Below are 15,839 nucleotides of genomic sequence, written 5' to 3'. Positions count from 1 at the left end.
TCAGAATTAAACCTGTGCAATGAACTTGTCTAATGCGGCTTGACCCTGTGCGTCTCGCTTGAAGACCCCGGCGTCAGCCAGCACACGGGCAAAGGTATTCCCAATGGCCTGGTGGACGACTGCCGTCACGTTAGCCTCGGTAATCGTGTTGGCCTGCTTCAACCCATCGGCCCATGCTTGATGCATCGGCGCAATCTGGTTAGGCTGGTCCAACAAGTACTTGCTGACTTCGGCCATCTCGGCCTTCAGCCGTGCAGGTAAAATGGCGCGACCCATGACTTCGATCAGGCCAATATTTTCCCGTTTGATATGCTGAACGTCCTGGTGTGGATGGAAGATGCCATCCGGATACTGAGCCGACGTCTGGTTATCCCGCAAGACCAAGTCTAACACATAGTCCGTCCCATCCCGGTAGGCAATTGGCGTAATCGTGTGGTGACGGGTGCCATCGGTATAGGCGCGCACGTCCACGGACTCATCGGAGTAGTCGATCCAGCTCTTCAGGACCTTTGTCGCCGCCGTAATCAACGGTTCCGGTTGCGTCCCGCGTAGCCGAATATCGGTCATCGGCCACTGCACGATTCCTGCGGTAACATCTGCAACGCCCAGGTCAATGGCCCGGTCTACGGGTGCCAACATCATTGGGAAGGTATGCTTGCCCCCCTGATAATGGTCGTGTGTCAGCATGGAGCCCCCCACGATTGGCAAGTCGGCGTTACTCCCGACAAAGTAGGTCGGCAGTTGCCGGACGATTTCTAACAGGTTGGTAAAGGTATGCTGGTTGATCACCATCGGCCGGTGTTCCTTGGCCAAGAAGATGGCGTGTTCCGCGAAGTAGGCGTATGGCGAGTACTGGAAGCCCCAGGTCTCTCCGCCCAACATCATCCGAATAATCCGGTGATTGCTGCGGGCGGGATAGCCAAGACGCCCCAGATAGCCCTCGTTAGTCATACACAGTTGATCCAGCGGGTAACTGGCCTGCGTCTGCGTTTGCGCAGCCGCAATCGCCTTCGGGTCCTTTTCCGGCTTGGACAGGTTGATGGTAATTTCCAACTCACCGGCCGGTGTCTGAGCAGGGAAGACCACGTTGCGCGCGATATTTCTAGTCTTAATGTAGTTGTTAGCCTTGCTCAACTGGTAGAACCAGTCGGTCGCGGCACTCGGGCTCTGTTGATACCGGTCCCAGAAGCCGCGGTTGACGGCAGATGGCAACGGCGTCATGAAGTCCATTAACTGGGACTCCAGAATCTCACGGGGGCTTGGTGCATCCTCGATTTTGCCATTAGCGACGGCCGTTTCGACCATAGCCGCCACCAGATCAATGGGATCGGCACTGGTGGTCGTCTGAGCATCCCCATCACCAATCAAAGCAAAGATCCGGTTGGTCACATACTGCCGATCCAGTTCCGTGTAGGGTGCGGGTGATTGGACGACTCGATCAATAAACGTTTGAATTGTGTCTTGTGCCATTTACTTTGCCTCGTTCTGATCGTCGTAGCCGGCTGGATTCTTTTGCTTCCAGTTCCAAGCCGTCCGAATGATATCTTCCACGTTGTCAAACTGTGGTTGCCAGTTCAAGACTTTCCGCGCTTTGTCACTAGCCGCAATCAGCGTGCTAGGATCACCGGCACGGCGAGGGGCCATCTTGGCAGGAATTTCCTTACCCGTAACCTTCCGAGCGGCTTCCAACATTTCTTTGTTGGAGAAACCAGTCGATGAACCAAGGTTAAAGGCGTCGCTGTCGTGGCCAGCCTTCAGGTATTCCAACGCTAAGATGTGAGCATCGACCAGGTCAACCACCTGAACGTAGTCACGGACGTTGGTCCCATCCTTGGTTGGGTAGTCGCCACCAAAGATGGAGAGTTCTTTACGTTCTCCCGCAGCAACCTGCAAGATGATTGGAATCAGGTGAGTTTCGGGATGGTGGTCTTCACCAATGCTCCCGTCTTCCTTGGCCCCGGCCACGTTAAAGTACCGTAGCGCGATGAACTTGATGCCGTAAGCTTCGTCGGCCCACCGCATGATCTTTTCCATCATCAGTTTGCTTTCACCGTATGGGTTGGTTGGAATCTGTGGGTCCGTTTCCTTAATTGGAATCTGCTTAGGTTCGCCATAAGTGGCCGCCGTTGACGAGAAGATAATGCGTTTCACGTTATGCTTATTCATGACTTCCAGCAGGGAGACCATCCCGGTCGTGTTGTTGTCAAAGTACTTCAGCGGCTTTTCCATGGATTCTGGAACAATGGAGAAGGCGGCGAAATGCATGACCCCTTCGATATCTTCCTTATCGAAGACACCGTTCAAGAATTTCTGATCACGCACGTCCCCTTCGTAGAACCGAGCCTTATCGTTAACCGCGGCACGGTGTCCCGTTACTAAATTATCGACGACCGCAACGTCGTATCCCTTTTGAATTAACCGATCAACGGCATGTGAGCCAATGTAACCAGCACCACCTAAAACTAAAACTGTCATCATCAATTCCTCCTCAATTATGTCGTTTCTTGGTCAACCCACTGCAAACTTAGGCGTTAGCCAGGAAACTCTTTGACTGATTTTATCTTAAAACTAATTTATAACGCTGTTAAATTGTGTCGCGTTGGCACCGGAAGCTCAGCTCTACCTGCCGCCACCCGGCTCGACTCCAAACAACCGACTGCCGACTTATTTCTGCAATTCTTTAGGGCCGTCCGCAATCTCTGCAACGTAGAATTCTGCCTTGTGGCCAATCGTGTCTTCATAGACCTGACCGACCTTGGCTTCGAAGTCCTGCACATTGGCCTTCTTAACAATGGCAATGGCACAACCACCGAAGCCGGCACCGGTCATCCGGGCACCTAAGACACCAGGTTGTTGCCAAGCGGTTTCAACCAACGTGTCCAGTTCCTTCCCAGTGACGGCAAAGTCATAGTTCAAGGAAATGTGGGACGCATTAATCAAGTGGCCAAAGGATTCGAGGTCGTTATCTTGCAAAGCCTTGAAGGCCTTCAGTGTCCGCTGATTTTCGAAAATAGCGTGCCGCGCACGTTTGATCAAGGTGTCATCGTTGATCAGGTAGGCATTTTGGTCAAATTGGTCTTCGTCCAAATCCCCTAACGTCTTAATGTCCAACTTGGTCTGCAACCGGCGCAGAGCTTCTTCACATTGGGCCCGCCGTTCGTTGTATTTAGAATCGGTCAGTTCCCGCCGTTTCTTTGTGTTCATGATGACCACGACGTTGTCGCCCAAGTTGAGGGGCGCATACTCATAGTCCATGGTGTTCGTGTCCAGCAGCATGGCTTGGTCTTTCTTCCCCATGCCGATGGCAAATTGATCCATGATCCCGGTATTCAAGCCGAAGTAGTCGTTTTCAACCTGTTGGCCGACCTTAACCATTTCAACTTCATCCAACTTCATACCATAAGCGGCGTGAAGAATTTCCCCCATCAACATTTCCATGGAGGCAGATGAGGACAACCCGGAGGCGTCCGGCAAGTTTCCGTGAACAAAGAGGTCAAAACCGTGGTCGATCGTTAGGTCTTGCTTCGCCAGCTCGAACAACATCCCCTTCAGGTAGTTGGCCCAGTTATCAGCCTTATGAAAGGCCAAATCGTCCAGTGAGAACGTCAACATGCCCGCATCCGGGACGTTGGCCGAATAAACCCGGAACTGCCGATCATCTCGACTCATGTACGCGGCGTAAGTCCCCATGCTGATTGCGGCTGGGAAGACGTGCCCACCGTTGAAGTCAGTGTATTCACCGATCAAATTGATCCGACCGGGAGAAAAGAAGACCCGTTGTGGTGCAGCATCAAACTTTTCTTGATATTCAGTTGCTAAGCTGGCAAAGTCCATGGCGATTAACTCCTCAATAAATTTTTAGTAAACTTTTACTGTGATTATCATAAACGCTTTTGCGCCGATTGTCAATCTATTTATAAAGCGCTTTCTTCTTTAAGCTAGTAGCCACCGAGGCTCAGTACTTGCGACCTGCGCTGGGATTAACCACATCCATCCAGAGACACAAAGAGCCTGGACGATAAGGCCCAAGCTCTTTAGAATTCCGAATTAATTTTCAACTTTTGCTTCAATCTTTTTAGCTTTTCGAGTTCTTAACTTGCTTTCCAATTCCTTAACGATCTCGGCATGCTTCTTTTCAGATAAAGTAACCTTGAATTGGTAAATCAAAGCAGAGATGACTAACAAGACCATCGGCATGTAGAAAATGAAGGAGTGGAAGATAAACATCCCGTGTGCGGTAATGTCACTAGGCTGAGCGTTCCCCGTCATTCCGGAGTGGACAGCCGCAATAACTACGATCCCGGTTGAGAAAGCCCCAGCTAATTTATCAATCAGGGGACGGACTGACAAGGTCACGGATTCGTTACGCGTGCCGTTCTTCCATTGCCCGTATTCCACACTGTCGGTGATGGTCATTAAGGCCGCCAGGAAAATCATCGGGTATGGGAAGAAGAAGATGGCATCCGCGATATACATCATGATGGCACTGCTACCCGCAAAGTTGAAGAGCACGTAGCCGACTAACATCATGCAGATACCCCCGACGTAGACCCCACGCCGCGTAATCTTAGAAACAATGATTGGAAACAGTGGCACTGAGATGATCCCTAAGACCGCCGTAACTCCACCAATCACACTGTAGGCCTTCGCATTACCAATGACGTACTGGAAGTAGTAAATCAAGAGTGAGTTCGTCACCACGTAGCTCAAGGCAAATAACAGATAAGAAAGACCTAACCACATCAATTGGTCGTTTTCACCAATAACCTTGAAGACATCGCGGAAACGCGTCCGTTCAGTATCATTACGGATTAAGTTCTTGGTTTCCTTCGTCCCAAAGAAAGTGGCCAAAGCCCCTAACAGGGAAACGACCCCAATCACGATCGCAAATCCTAACCAGCCGGCCCGTGTTTCCGTGGAGCCGTGAGTCCCAGAGAACTTCTGGGAGAAGTAAATGACCAGAGGCATAATGACAATGATAACCCCTTGAGAACCCAAGGTAGACCCGAAACGACCAACCGTCCCGAACCGGTTCCGAACCTTGGTGTCCACACTCAAAGCTGGTAGCATGGACCAGAACGAAATGTCTTTGAATGAATAGAAAATATCCATAATGACGAAGACGATCCCAAAGACTAGGAAGTAAACGGACTTATTGGAATCTGCCAAGCCAAACAGACTGGAGAACATGAGAATCAGTCCAACTGAACTGACGATTGCCCCCGCTAACAGCCATGGCTTGAATTTCCCGATCTTGGTATCGGTGTTATCAACCATCCCACCGATCATCGGGTCAAAAGCGATTTCAATCAAACGAATGACCACGACCATCGTGGTGACGATTCCGGCTTCAGCGGCGGACCCCTTTCCCACGAACAAGGCACTGGTTACAAAGATTGCGAAATAAGTATTAAGTGTTGCGTAGAAGGCATCATGTCCGAATGCCCCTAGAGCATATGAGAGATATTGCTTAACCATTGTTCTTTCACGCCTTTCAACAAGCGACTGCGTTCTAATCCTTAACGATAACCACTAGTCTAGTGATACCGGTGTTCAATGATCTTTGAGAGCACATTCTCCCGTTGTTGCGCCTTAGCCATATCAAATTGGGACTCTTCCAACTTGTTAAAGTCTTGAGCAAGTAACGTTGCTTCCAAGTAGAGCGTCAGTTGTCGCTTGATGTACAACTTATTTTCCTCATCCGGATACTGCGCGTTTCCTCCCAAAACAGCTGCCGCAAACTTCGCGGGGTCCAACGTAATCTTGTCATTCTTAGCCATTTTGACCCACCTCTGATTTCTCAAATAGAATACCTACACCCAGAGTAAAATATAAATTTACTTTTAACTAAAATGTAAGCGCTTTACGGCTATTATTCTAGGGTTATCTCTGCTTAAATGCAACCACTTTTATTGTGAAAAATATTCGGTAATTCGTTGTACTATCTGGTAACAATCAGTTGCAACCGGTTGTCTTTTTATTGTAAAAACTTTAGTAAAGCGATCAGTAAAGTGACCGACTAAGGTGGATTCCTGGTGAAAGCCCCTAACTACTTAAAAATTCTGTGAAAGCAAGCCACCACACCATTAGCCGGCGTGGCAACCGTTTGCCTCTCCTGACACACTTGCCGCCACAAAAAAACAGTTAGCCACACCCCTGGAGGGAGCAACTAACTGTACTGAATTATTTTTTAATTGCGGTAGTTCTACTTCACTGAATCAACGTACTGCTTTAAAGCTGTTTCGTAACCCGCCAACCGCTTCTGGGCGGCCGCGTCGGTCTGATCACTCGTCCCGATGTAGAACTTGACCTTAGGTTCGGTCCCTGAAGGCCGAATACAGATCCAGGTGCCATCGCTCAACCAGTACTTCAAGACGTTTGACTGTGGCAGATCAATCTTGCTGGTCGTCCCGTCAACTTCGGTCTTGATGCTCGTCGAGAAGTCCTCGACCGTCTCAATGGCACTGTCACCAAAGGACTTTGGCGCATTTTCTCTGAACTCACTCATCAAGTGGGCCATCTGGTCGGCACCGTTAACGCCTGGGAATTCTTCAAACGTGGTCTTTTCGGCAAAGTAGCCGTAGGTCGCGTAGAGTTCCTCGATCCCGTCGTAGAGCGTCATGCCACGTTGCTTGTAGTCGGCAGCGACTTCCGCCAACAGCACCGTAGACTGGATGGCATCCTTGTCACGGACAAATGGCTTGATCAGGTAACCGTAACTTTCCTCGAAACCAAACAAGAAGGTGTGCTCGTTGGTCGTCTCGTACTGATGAATCTGTTCGGCAATAAACTTGAACCCAGTCAGCACGTTCTTCATTTCCACACCGTAAGCTGCCGCAATCTTGGTAGCCAGTTCGGTGGAAACGATAGACTTAACGACCCGGGAGTTGGCTGGCAATTGGCCGGCTTGCTTGCGGGCCTTTAGAATGTAGGCCAGCAGAATCGAAGCAATCTGGTTCCCAGTCAACAGTTGATAATCCCCGTTCGGTTGACGAACGGCGGCCCCTAATCGGTCGGCATCGGGATCGGTGGCGACTAACAGGTCGGCGCCCTCCTTCTTCCCCAACGCAATGGCCATATCGAAGGCCTGTGCAAATTCAGGGTTCGGGAACGGTACCGTTGGAAATTCTGGATCGGCGATTGCCTGTTCCGGCACCATGGTGAAGTTTTCGAAGCCAGCACCACGCAACGCCCGTTCGCCAATAACTTTCCCGGTTCCATGCAGTGGCGTGTAAATCAACTTCATGGTTTTACCCACCGTCTTGACCAGCTCGTGGTTGATCGTAACGCTCTCAACGTTTCGCAGGTAAGGTTGATCGACATTTTCCCCAATGATCTGGAGCGTCTTGTCAGCACGTAACTGCTGTTCGTCGGCCACCTTGATGGCAAAAACATCCTTGGCAGACCGTACAAAGTCGGTAATCATGTCGGACGCCTTGGGTGGCATTTGCCCACCATCTGGTCCGTAGATCTTGTAGCCGTTGTACTGCTTGGGGTTGTGGCTGGCCGTGATCATGATCCCCATGGCCGTATGTAAGTACCGGACCGCAAACGACAATTCTGGCGTAGGCCGTAAATCATCGAAAACGAAGCTAGGAATCCCGTGCGCACCCAAAACGTGGGCCGCTTCGTGAGCGAACTCTGTGGAATGGTAACGGGAGTCAAAACTAATGGCGACCCCGCGTTGCTTCGTGGCGTCATCCAACGTGTCCAGATAACGCGCAACCCCTTCGGTCGCTTGCCGCACGGTGTACACGTTCATTTGACCGATCCCGGGTCCCATGACGCCCCGCATCCCGGCAGTCCCAAAGCTCATGGGACCACTAAAAGCTGCTTTTAACGCCTCTGGATCATCCGCAATAGCATCTAATTCCTGCTTGATTGTGGGAATCATCGTGGGTTGTTGTTGCCAAACTTGATAGTTTTCTTGCCAACTCATCTAAATCGCTCCTTTTCGATTATCACTTAACATTTTGTCTGGGGTCGATCCCGTGTACTTCGCCTTGCCGGGCGGTGCAAAGCAGCTGTGACGCTGTGGGCGGATGTCTGGAGCCAAAGAACGGTCTCCAGACTTGAGTTTGAACCTCACAGACCGAGTTTCAAACTCACCAATTACCTTAGTGGCCAGCCACTAAAGTAATTCCCACGGCTGAGCTGATTTGCACCACCCTCACGGCTTACACGGATCTTGCCCAGACAATGAGTTAACCCTGCACGCCATCCTTTTATTTCTCCCCTGACGGTACTGGTTAACTAAATTCAATAACACTACTATACCAGCAACGCTTGTGATTTGACACGTTGCTGGTAAAAGTTTAACCAAGTTACTAGGTAAACTTAGCGCTTTCTTTAGGGTTCTTGCGACCTTTAATCCCATATAAACCGACCAATACATACGATGGATTGAGGGAAGTCAAAGAGATGTCGTTAGCCGGAGGTGGCTTGGGACGGAACCAGCCGTGACGACGGTGTTAGGCCGGGCGCTCGTTTCTTCCCGGTCTTACAGCGTGGGACGTGTTTGGAAACTCGCACGACTTTCGCGAGGTTTCAAACCGAGCCGGAAGCCCGCTCTTGGGCTGCAGGCGGTCCCCACAGCGGTGGAGTCCCAAGCCACCGTAGGCGATGCTTCTTTGACTACCCCTTGCCGCCAGCCAAGTATTGGTACGCAATCTTGTGGGTAACGGTTTGGTTAGCTGGCAATACGATATCGCCGAAGTCGGCGTGATGAATCGCGTCCGGTAGCGCCTGCGCCTCTAGTGCCAGCGCATTGTAGTCACGCGCGGCTGCTCGCTTTTTATCCGTTGGATTAGCCGTGAAGACCACGAGACCGTTCCGGTCGGAATAGAGGGCCACCCGACGATGCCCCGTGACATCCCCGATAGCCGCGATTGGCGTGGTTGCACTGGGCACTACTTCAAAAGCATCATCGTATTCGACTTTACCCGCTTGCTTGAGTTGGGTCAAACCATCTGCAATCGTTCGTGGTTGGCTGAAATCGTATCCAGTCCCGGCCGTGGGGAGTTTTTTGCCCGTAGGAATTTTCTCAGCATTCAGCTCAAGCCGATGGTCGCCACTCAACAGGAGCCACTGTTTGTCGATACTCTGCTGGTCATCGGTTACGTTGAAGTAGGTGTGAATCGTCGGGTTGAAGAGCGTTGCGGCATCACTGGTCCCCGTAAAGCTAATTTCTAGACGATTGTCGGCCGTCAGGGTATACGTGATTGTCGTGGTCAACGTCCCCGGATAGCGGTCATCGGCGGGTGTTGCCGTGTGGGTCAACGCCACGCTGGCCGACTCATCGGTGGTGCTGGTTGTCCCCGTCCAGTTCACATTCTTGAAGCCATGGGGGCCACCATGGATGGCGTTGCGCCCGTTGTTGGCGTCCAGCTGAACCGTATGTCCCTCGAGGTCAAATTGGGCACCGGCAATCCGGCCAGCCACCCGGCCCAACGCCTGGCATAAACAGTAGCCATTCTGATTGTAAGCCGTCAGGTCGGGTTCACTGACGACCAACTGTTGCCGACGGTCACCCTCGACCACACTAAATTCTTGAAGCGTGGCGCCCCAGGTCAACACGGCGACCCGTGTGCCTTGTTTATTGGTTAACAGGTACTTAGTCACAGTCTGGTCTGCGATGGTGCCAGCCACTTCTTGCGTAATATTCATCAGTTATTTTCTCCAATTTAGAATCCGGTTTCATTGTATACTAACCGGTTGGTCAGCACCAATTTATTTATAACAAGGAATTGGGATTACCCACAATCATTTACTGGCAAAATAATCACGTTTTTATTGGACTTATCGTTTGATTATTCGCTATACTTACCTCGAATCGTGCACATTTACACAATAAATATATTGTTTGATTAAGGAGGAACTATCTATGCCAGCTACAACTGCTGCCGCTGAAAAGCTGCTGCTCCAAATGGTCGACGACTATACCGCTCGGGAAATCAGTCCAGAGGATATGCCTATGGACGCCGCGGGTGACTTTCCAGCCGGCTTTATGCAAAAATTGACGGATACTGGTTTTCTCGGCATCATGCTACCCCAAGAATTCGGTGGTGCCGGCTTCGGCCCCGAAGTCACTGCCGCAGCCCTGAACCACATTGCTCGGGGCAACGCCAGCACGGCGGTCACCCTCGAAGGCCACTTCAAGACCATCGATCAGATTCTCAAGTTTGGGACGCCAGCTCTGCAAAAGCAGCTCCTGCCATCCGCTAACGACCGGATTTTCGCCTTTTCCATGACCGAAGCTTCCGGAGGCTCTAATCCCATGGGTATCAGCTCAACGGCCACCCGCGAAGGCGACCACTGGGTCATTACCGGCGACAAGATCATGATCACGAACGGGGGCCTCGCTCAGGTCTACTGCGTGTTGGTCAAGACCGCACCGAAGGAACTCTCCGTGTTCGTCGTTGATCAGGACATGCCTGGTTTCTCATTTGGAAAACGCGAAGACTTCATCGGTCTCCGTGGCACACCAGTCGGTGAAATCGTGATGGACCACATCGTTGTCGACAACGACCATCTGCTGGGTAAGCTCGGCGATGGTGGGATTATCGGGGATTCCGCCCACGATGACGCCCGCATCTTAATGGGTGCCGTCCTCACCGGGATCATGGAACACGAATTAAAGATTGCTACCGATTATGCCAAGGAACGTAAGGCCGGCGACAAACCGCTAACTGAACTGCAAGTGACCCATCGTAAGGTCGCTGACATTGCCATGCGTAAAGAGACCACCAAGCTCCTGTACCAACGCGCTGCACAATTAAAGGCTGCCGGTCAGCCATACAGTGAAGAAGCCGCTATGGCTAAGGCTCACGGCTCACGGGCCGCTGTCAGCGCCGGTGACGACACCTTGCAGATCTTGGCTGGCTACGGTTACAGTCGCGAATATCCGGTCGAGCACCTGATTCGGGATGCCCGGGCAATGGAAATCGCCGAAGGAACCGTTGAAAAGATGCGGTCCGCCATTGCCACCGCCGAATTTAACAAATAGGAGGCTCCCCATGAAAATTGTCGTATGTATCAAGCAAGTTCCCGAAACCAACGACGTCACCATCGACCCGGTCACCCATAACTTGGACCGCCGCGGTCTGGCCGGCGTCATGAATCCATTTGATAAAAACGCCATCGAACTGGCATTGCACTTAAAGGACACCGCCACCGACGACGTTCAGGTCGCCCTGCTCACCATGGGTCCGGACGACTACGCCGAATCCCTGCGCGAAGGGATGGCTATGGGGGCCGATGAAGGTTACCTACTCTCTGACCGGGCCTTCGCTGGGGCCGATACCTTGGCCACCGGCTACGTCATCACTCAAGCCTTGAAGAAGGTCGGTGACGCCGATCTCATTCTCTTCGGTCGTCAAGCCGTCGATGCTGATACCGGTCAAGTCGGCCCCATTGTCGCTGAATTTCTCCATCAACCACAGATTACCTACGCTGCTAGCTTGCGCCTGAGCGGCAAGAATGAAGTAACCGCCGAACGCCTGCTGGAGGATACGAAGCAGACCTTGGTTGCCCAACTCCCAGCCGTTGTCAGTGTTCGTAGCGAGCTGAACACGCCGCGTTACCCAACGCCACGGAACATCCAACTCAGCTTTGAAAAGCCTCTGACCATTTGGCACCATGATGACCTCGACTTGGACGACTCTCGTCTCGGCCAAGCGGGCTCACCAACGATTGTAACCAAAGTCTACGCACCAAAACCCGTCAAACGGGAACTGACACCACTGACCGGGACGCCAAGCGAAGCCGCCAGTCAGCTGATCAAGGCCTTAAAGGGCCGTCAATTAATCTAAGGAGGAATCTGCTATGTCAAAACCAGAATTATGGGTCATCGCGGAACGCCGCTTAGACCACATTGAACCCACGACTCAGCAACTGATCACCAAGGCCAAGCACCTCGCTGGCGATCAATTTCATACCGTGGCAATCTTATTTGAAGCCACCACTGACCATCTGGAAAACGAGTTAACAGCTTATGGTCCCGACGAAATCCGGGTCGTGCGCGATGACCGTTTTCCAACTGCCACCGACGCCGAACATGCCGACGCTCTGGAACAGTTGGTCAAGAAGTACCAACCCAACTCGATTCTCTTCGGCGCTACCATTACCGGCCGGTCCATTGCACCACGGCTCCAAGCCAAGCTGCAAACGGGGCTGACCGCCGATTGCTTGGACCTGCGTTTCGATGATGAAACCTTAGTCGCCACCAAGCCATCCTACGGGGACAACATCATGTGTGAAATCATCTGCCCTGACCACCGGCCACAAATGGCAACGGTGCGGCCCAACACCTTCGTGGCTGAAGCTGCGGATGGTGCCGCTGAAGTCACGACCGATACGATCACCTTCCACCCCGTCGACCGCCTGCAGGTCAAGACGGCTGTCCCCGTTGTCAACACGGCAACAACCGTGGGCGATGCCAGTCGCGTGGTTGCCCTAGGCCGGGGCGCGGCCAGCGAAGCCACCATCGATACCGCTACCAAATTAGCTGAAAAGCTTGGTGGCCGGATTGGGGTCTCGCGGCCATTGACCGACCAGGAACGCTTCACGCACGACGACCAAATTGGACAAAGTGGAAACACGATTCATCCCGAACTGATCTTAAACTTCGGGATCAGCGGGGCCGTGCAATACCTCGTAGGGATGCAAGACTCCCAGACGATTGTGGCGATCAACTCCGACAAGGACGCACCAATCTTCGATGTGGCCGATTACGGCTACGTTGGGGACGCACCGGCGTTCATGTCCGCCCTCTTGGCGCAATTCGTCTAGCTCTTAGATTTGTTTAGTGCTGGGATTGCTGAAATAGGCCGCCTGCGGCTGCCAGGGATTCCGCCTGCCATGGGGACCACCTGCAGCCTGAGAACCTGGCTTCCGGCTCGGTTTGAAACCTCGCGAAGTTCATGCGAGTTTCCAAACGCGTCCCACGCTGTAAACCCGGGAAGGACCTAACGCCCGGGCTAACACCGTCGTCACGGCCGGCTCCATCCCTGACCTCCTCCGGCTTAGGTTTGTTTTTGCTGGTAGCACTAAGCAAATCATGGACTCATTAGCCCAATTGAACCAATCCAGCATGGCTAACTCCGAGGACCATTAATCGCGAATATTAGTTGTGCCGCTTCATTATCAAAAGCAAATTCACCTTGCGAAAACAACAAAAGTCCTGGAACATCAACCATTTGACGTGGTCGGTGTTCCGGGACTTTTTCTTTGTCTGGGAAATAATTAAAATTATTTCACCAAAACATGAGACTGTTTCTGTAATTTTTACATTAGTAGTAAGTGTAGGGCTAATTCTGAAACTACGGTATGACTATACCCCGCTGCACTCCCAACCCTCGAGCTATAGTCCATTTGCCGACAGTGTTTAGCCGGAGGCGGCCAGAATGTAGCCAGCCGTGACGATGGCCTTAGCTGACGATTTTTGTCAGTTTAGGTCATGGGACGAGCTTGGAGACGTCCGAATTTTGACGGCTTCAAGTCGAGGTCCAAGACCGCTTCTCAGACTTGGACCGGTCCCCCACAGCAGGCGGAATTCTGGCAGCCGCAGGTGATGGTGACATGCCAAACTAACTATAGCCGAAACGTGTTACAGCAAACGGTCTAACTAACCGCCTGCTTCCACACTCTTTAACTACAATTTCAACAGTTCGTCCAACAATTGTCGGGCCGACTCGTTGAGCTTGTCCTGCGACTTGTCGTTGCCCAGATGGGTGTAGATTTCACCCACATAGACGTTGTCCGTGAACAGCCGATCGAAGACGGCATCGATAATTGGTTGCGTAGCCGCCTGTTCCTGCACTGGCCCGAATGGGTTGGCGAAGAACGTCGTGCTCATCCCCACTTCATCAGTGGTGCCCAATGCCTTTCGTTTGCCGGCGATGAAGGTTGCCTTAGCCGTCTCTTGGTCGGTAAAGCGGTGAACACCTACAGCATCGTCGTAGTTGTTGGCGTAAACCCACATGTCAATGTGGTGATGCGCCACCACGCGTGGCCAGGTATTCGCTGGAATAATCACCCGGGCGTTCTTCTGCTCAGGGTTCATATAGATCCCACGGTCCATGTTGTTGAAGGCCACTTCACTGCTCAGGTCATCGAGCCGGACAAACGCCCCGGTTTCGGTCCCCTGGGCGTAGAGTTCCTTGCCCTTCAGTGTGAAACTCCCCATGTCATCGAAGATGGTCTCCATGCTGACAATCTTGTCATCGGCAATCTGTTGCAAGGCCTCGATGGACTCGGATTTGCCGGCACCGGAATCGCCAAAGAAGACAACGGTCTTGGTCTGCCCGTTGGCAAAGGTAATCCGCATCATTGACCCGTGAATCGGCAGGCGTTTCTGCGCAATCATGTGCAGATTATGCAGTGTCAGGCACATCTTCTTCATGTAGCCAAAGTACGTGGTCTGGTCGTTGTAAGGCACCTGACCCACGTAAATATCATTGGCTTGGTCGTAGAAGTAGTGGCCATTTTCAGGATCAGTATCGCTCGCAACTCCCGGCGTCCCAAATAACAGAACCAGGTCTGGCTTGTGACCGGCAACCCGCTTCACGTCGGCAAGCTGGAACAAGTTCGCCAACGCCAAACCTGACGCCATGTAGTCACGGTGGAAGTAGATGTAAGCCAAACTCTCACCAATCATGGCAGGGTAACAGTAGTAATCGTCTTCCGTCCCCTTGAAGTTCGTCAACGGATTGACCTTGGTCGCCGTGAACGTCCCTTTACGCTTGTTACTCTTGGTGTGTAGCATCATCGGCGGCCGCAACATTAAGCGGTCAATGAAGCGAATGTCCTGCAACTTTTCGTAACCCGCGGGCATCGGCCACTTGAGTTGTTGCAACAACATGCAGGCGCTAGAACCCGCGCTCACTTGACGATAAACGTGGTTGGCATGCCCCTGGAGCTTTTCTTCGATGGTCCGGTACAAGCGAATTACCAGATCATTGAAACGTTGGTCGATGGTCATAAATTCACTGGCGACCACGTCATTTTGCTTGATGGTCATCGTTGCGACCCGCAAGTACGTCCGGTAATACGAATAGAGGTCTTCGATGCTGGCCAGAATTTCTGACTTTTGGTACTGTGCGAAAGCGTCCGGCTGATCGGTCAGAATCGCCTTGATCGTTGCGAGATAAACCTGTGGCGTAACCAGATTAAACGTGGTGCTTGGATCAGCAACTTCGGGTGTGTGTTCGCGCTGTTCATCGAGGAACAAGCGCACAAAATCGGCCAGTTCGTCACTGTTAACGAGGTCAAAAATGCTGGTAATGAAACGCGTGTTGTAGTCCAAGACCGCCACATTGCGGTCGGGATTTGCATAAAATGAAGCCAAATCAATTGATGCTGGTGTCTGCATGGTGAAGCCCCTTTCATAAATGTCTTAACCATCAGTTTAGCCTAAAAGTTGGACGGAGGGAAGCAACTTTACAAGACATTAAGTGCATTCGCTTCATGTCTGTCTTACCATAAAAGGTATAAAGCGCTGCCATTGTTTGATTGGTGCCGATTTATGCAACTACCTATCCGTCACTGGACACGATGTGGGAACCAAAAGCAGTTAAATCTGACCACACTAAAATGGCAATACACGCCTTACATAAACTCGCGAATTCCACCAATTTGGCAACGTAAAAGATACGCAAATCAGTTGTGAACTAACACTATGTCAGCCGTGAGGGCGGCGCAAATAAGCTCAGCCTTGGGAATTCTCTTAGTGGCAAGGGCTAGGCCACTTAGAAAATTGGTGGTGGCAAGACGCGTTTCCCAGCGGCTTGTCACCAAGCCTAAAGACCGCTCCTTGGCTTTAGGCGTCCGCCCTCAGCGCC

The 15,839-nt window shown here is 51.8% G+C and carries 11 protein-coding genes; 3 read left to right on the top strand and 8 right to left on the bottom strand.

The genetic code is table 11. The features are described 5' to 3' along the window. Positions 1 to 6 precede the first annotated feature (6 nt). The 7 genes from ACEPSU_RS03550 to ACEPSU_RS03520 form a co-directional block, all read right to left on the bottom strand. Positions 7 to 1,470, bottom strand: a complete 1,464-nt coding sequence (locus ACEPSU_RS03550; RefSeq protein ID WP_395322843.1) for a UDP-glucose--hexose-1-phosphate uridylyltransferase — start codon at positions 1,468 to 1,470, stop codon at positions 7 to 9. Continuing rightward, the gene (galE, locus tag ACEPSU_RS03545) at positions 1,471 to 2,475 is read right to left on the bottom strand and encodes a UDP-glucose 4-epimerase GalE (RefSeq protein WP_020089751.1); all 1,005 of its coding nucleotides are present in this window, start codon (positions 2,473 to 2,475) and stop codon (positions 1,471 to 1,473) included. A gap of 189 nt (positions 2,476 to 2,664) precedes the next feature. Next, positions 2,665 to 3,834: a galactokinase gene (locus ACEPSU_RS03540; protein ID WP_395322842.1), complete on the bottom strand. Its 1,170-nt coding sequence runs from the start codon at positions 3,832 to 3,834 to the stop codon at positions 2,665 to 2,667. 213 nt (positions 3,835 to 4,047) lie between these two features. Next, complete coding sequence (locus ACEPSU_RS03535) at positions 4,048 to 5,478, bottom strand: glycoside-pentoside-hexuronide (GPH):cation symporter (protein ID WP_020089753.1); 1,431 nt, start codon at positions 5,476 to 5,478, stop codon at positions 4,048 to 4,050. 59 nt (positions 5,479 to 5,537) lie between these two features. Further along, the gene (locus ACEPSU_RS03530) at positions 5,538 to 5,780 is read right to left on the bottom strand and encodes a hypothetical protein (RefSeq protein ID WP_260340149.1); all 243 of its coding nucleotides are present in this window, start codon (positions 5,778 to 5,780) and stop codon (positions 5,538 to 5,540) included. 425 nt (positions 5,781 to 6,205) lie between these two features. Continuing rightward, positions 6,206 to 7,939 (bottom strand): phospho-sugar mutase, encoded by a 1,734-nt coding sequence (locus ACEPSU_RS03525; RefSeq protein WP_395322841.1) that lies wholly within the window; start codon positions 7,937 to 7,939, stop codon positions 6,206 to 6,208. A gap of 695 nt (positions 7,940 to 8,634) precedes the next feature. Then, positions 8,635 to 9,666, bottom strand: a complete 1,032-nt coding sequence (locus ACEPSU_RS03520; RefSeq protein ID WP_395323541.1) for an aldose epimerase family protein — start codon at positions 9,664 to 9,666, stop codon at positions 8,635 to 8,637. Between the two features lie 217 nt (positions 9,667 to 9,883). On the opposite strand from ACEPSU_RS03520, the gene ACEPSU_RS03515 reads away from it, so the two are divergent. Genes ACEPSU_RS03515 through ACEPSU_RS03505 form a run of 3 tightly spaced genes read left to right on the top strand, consistent with a single transcriptional unit; the run spans position 9,884 to position 12,789 of the window. Continuing rightward, a complete protein-coding gene (locus tag ACEPSU_RS03515) occupies positions 9,884 to 11,005 on the top strand; it encodes an acyl-CoA dehydrogenase family protein (RefSeq protein WP_395322839.1) in 1,122 nt (373 codons plus the stop codon). Between the two features lie 10 nt (positions 11,006 to 11,015). Further along, positions 11,016 to 11,810, top strand: a complete 795-nt coding sequence (locus ACEPSU_RS03510; RefSeq protein WP_395322838.1) for an electron transfer flavoprotein subunit beta/FixA family protein — start codon at positions 11,016 to 11,018, stop codon at positions 11,808 to 11,810. Between the two features lie 13 nt (positions 11,811 to 11,823). Next, positions 11,824 to 12,789, top strand: coding sequence for an electron transfer flavoprotein subunit alpha/FixB family protein (locus tag ACEPSU_RS03505; protein WP_395322837.1), 966 nt, complete (start codon positions 11,824 to 11,826; stop codon positions 12,787 to 12,789). An 862-nt stretch (positions 12,790 to 13,651) separates the two neighbouring features. Here ACEPSU_RS03505 and ACEPSU_RS03500 read toward each other — a convergent pair. After that, positions 13,652 to 15,370, bottom strand: a complete 1,719-nt coding sequence (locus ACEPSU_RS03500; RefSeq protein WP_395323540.1) for a phosphoenolpyruvate carboxykinase (ATP) — start codon at positions 15,368 to 15,370, stop codon at positions 13,652 to 13,654. Positions 15,371 to 15,839 lie beyond the last annotated feature (469 nt).

This window comes from Levilactobacillus parabrevis, assembly GCF_044051715.1.
Taxonomy (GTDB): Bacteria; Bacillota; Bacilli; order Lactobacillales; family Lactobacillaceae; genus Levilactobacillus; species Levilactobacillus parabrevis.
This window is presented reverse-complemented; position numbering and strand designations above follow the sequence as displayed.

Coding starts and splice junctions, on each gene's coding strand:
- ACEPSU_RS03550 (WP_395322843.1), bottom strand. CDS start 1,470: ATGGCACAAGACACAATTCAAACGTTTATTGATCGAGTCGTCCAATCA.
- galE (WP_020089751.1), bottom strand. CDS start 2,475: ATGACAGTTTTAGTTTTAGGTGGTGCTGGTTACATTGGCTCACATGCC.
- ACEPSU_RS03540 (WP_395322842.1), bottom strand. CDS start 3,834: ATGGACTTTGCCAGCTTAGCAACTGAATATCAAGAAAAGTTTGATGCT.
- ACEPSU_RS03535 (WP_020089753.1), bottom strand. CDS start 5,478: ATGGTTAAGCAATATCTCTCATATGCTCTAGGGGCATTCGGACATGAT.
- ACEPSU_RS03530 (WP_260340149.1), bottom strand. CDS start 5,780: ATGGCTAAGAATGACAAGATTACGTTGGACCCCGCGAAGTTTGCGGCA.
- ACEPSU_RS03525 (WP_395322841.1), bottom strand. CDS start 7,939: ATGAGTTGGCAAGAAAACTATCAAGTTTGGCAACAACAACCCACGATG.
- ACEPSU_RS03520 (WP_395323541.1), bottom strand. CDS start 9,666: ATGAATATTACGCAAGAAGTGGCTGGCACCATCGCAGACCAGACTGTG.
- ACEPSU_RS03515 (WP_395322839.1), top strand. CDS start 9,884: ATGCCAGCTACAACTGCTGCCGCTGAAAAGCTGCTGCTCCAAATGGTC.
- ACEPSU_RS03510 (WP_395322838.1), top strand. CDS start 11,016: ATGAAAATTGTCGTATGTATCAAGCAAGTTCCCGAAACCAACGACGTC.
- ACEPSU_RS03505 (WP_395322837.1), top strand. CDS start 11,824: ATGTCAAAACCAGAATTATGGGTCATCGCGGAACGCCGCTTAGACCAC.
- ACEPSU_RS03500 (WP_395323540.1), bottom strand. CDS start 15,370: ATGCAGACACCAGCATCAATTGATTTGGCTTCATTTTATGCAAATCCC.